Raw genomic sequence first — 1,537 nt, forward strand, 5'->3', positions numbered from 1 at the left:
AGCACGAAGCGCACCGGCTTCTTCGAGCAGTGCGAGTCGAGCGTCTGCGGCTTCATGTCCTCGATGTTGACGACGGTGCCGTCGTCGGCGACGAAGGCGGCTGACAGCGGCAGCAGCGTGTTCTTCATCCAGAAGCACTGCACGCCGGCGTCTTCGAACGCGAACAGCATGCCGTCGTTGGTGGGCATCGCCGGGCGGAACATCAGGCCGGTGGCGCGCTGCTCCGGCGTCTGCGCAACCTGCGCCTGGATGTTGTGGATGCCGGCGGTGAGCTTGATGGCCGGCAGCTGCTGCGGCGCGTCCTGCGCGACGGCGGCCGTGACGACCAGGCCGAGGGCAAGCAGCGTGGACAGGCGGGTGGCTGGGATCTTCATGGTCGGGCAGTGTAGCGAGCACCCAAGAAAAACGCCCGGCACAGGCCGGGCGTTCCTCATTCAATTCAGCGAAGCGGGCGTGAACCCGGCTCCTCCCGAATCACTTGGCAGCCGAAGCAGCCTTTTCGCTCTTTTCGGCCTTCTTGGCTTCAGCCTTCTCGGCCTTCTTCTCGGCCTTGGCAGCCGATGCAGCCGGCTTGGCAGCTTCAGCGGGCTTGGCGTCAGCGGCGAAAGCGCCGGCAGCGAACAGGGAAGCAATCAGGGCGGCCAGAATCTTGTTCATGTAAAAACCTTTCGAAAGTTTTGGATCCGCCGTCCATCGTTGGACGGTCCGCCCGTAACGCGGGCTCTCCAAAGTCGGTTGACACGGTGCGTGACATAGAATCGCCGGCTTCAGTGCGGTCCGTTTCCAGTCACTCCAACATCAGCAGCGCGCGGAGCTATCCCATGTATCAGCACATCAAGGTGCCCGAGGGCGGGCAGAAGATCACCGTCAACGCCGACTYCTCGCTCAAGGTCCCCGACCAGCCCATCATCCCGTACATCGAGGGTGACGGCACCGGCTACGACATCACCCCGGTGATGATCAAGGTGGTCGACGCCGCGGTGGCGAAGGCCTACAAGGGCGCGAAAAAGATCCACTGGATGGAGATCTTCGCCGGCGAGAAATCGACCAAGGTCTACGGCCCCGACGTGTGGCTGCCCGAAGAAACGCTGCAGGTCCTGCGCGAGTACGTCGTGTCGATCAAGGGCCCGTTGACGACGCCGGTCGGCGGCGGCATCCGCTCGCTGAACGTCGCGCTGCGCCAGGAACTCGACCTGTATGTCTGCCTGCGTCCGATCCAGTACTTCAAGGGCGTGCCGTCGCCGGTGAAGGAACCCGAGAAGACCAACATGGTGATCTTCCGCGAGAACTCGGAAGACATCTATGCCGGCATCGAGTTCGAGGCCGAGAGCGACAAGGCCAAGAAGCTGATCAAGTTCCTGCAGGACGAATTCGGCGTCAAGAAGATCCGCTTCCCGAACACCTCGGGCATCGGCATCAAGCCGGTGTCGCGCGAAGGCACCGAGCGCCTGGTGCGCAAGGCGATCCAGTACGCGATCGACAACGACAAGCCCAGCGTGACCATCGTGCACAAGGGCAACATCATGAAGTTCACCGA

Annotated in this window: 3 protein-coding genes; 1 reads left to right on the top strand and 2 read right to left on the bottom strand. The window is 62.8% G+C overall.

The features are described from left to right. Nucleotides 1-374 (bottom strand): DUF192 domain-containing protein (locus AC1D01_RS34155; protein WP_477873898.1); only part of this gene is annotated, 374 nt, incomplete at its 3' end. A 100-nt stretch (nucleotides 375-474) separates the two neighbouring features. Next, nucleotides 475-657, bottom strand: a complete 183-nt coding sequence (locus AC1D01_RS34160) for a hypothetical protein (protein WP_047508846.1) — start codon at nucleotides 655-657, stop codon at nucleotides 475-477. Nucleotides 658-821: 164 nt separating this feature from the next. Here AC1D01_RS34160 and AC1D01_RS34165 point away from each other — a divergent pair. Further along, on the top strand, nucleotides 822-1,537 hold a 716-nt coding region (locus tag AC1D01_RS34165), incomplete at its 3' end, for an isocitrate/isopropylmalate family dehydrogenase (RefSeq protein ID WP_477873899.1).

It is taken from the genome of Rhizobacter sp. P3_B12 (genome assembly GCF_056402895.1).

Bases quoted from the DNA above. Each gene is read 5' to 3' on its own strand.
- AC1D01_RS34160 (WP_047508846.1), bottom strand. From the start codon at position 657: ATGAACAAGATTCTGGCCGCCCTGATTGCTTCCCTGTTCGCTGCCGGC.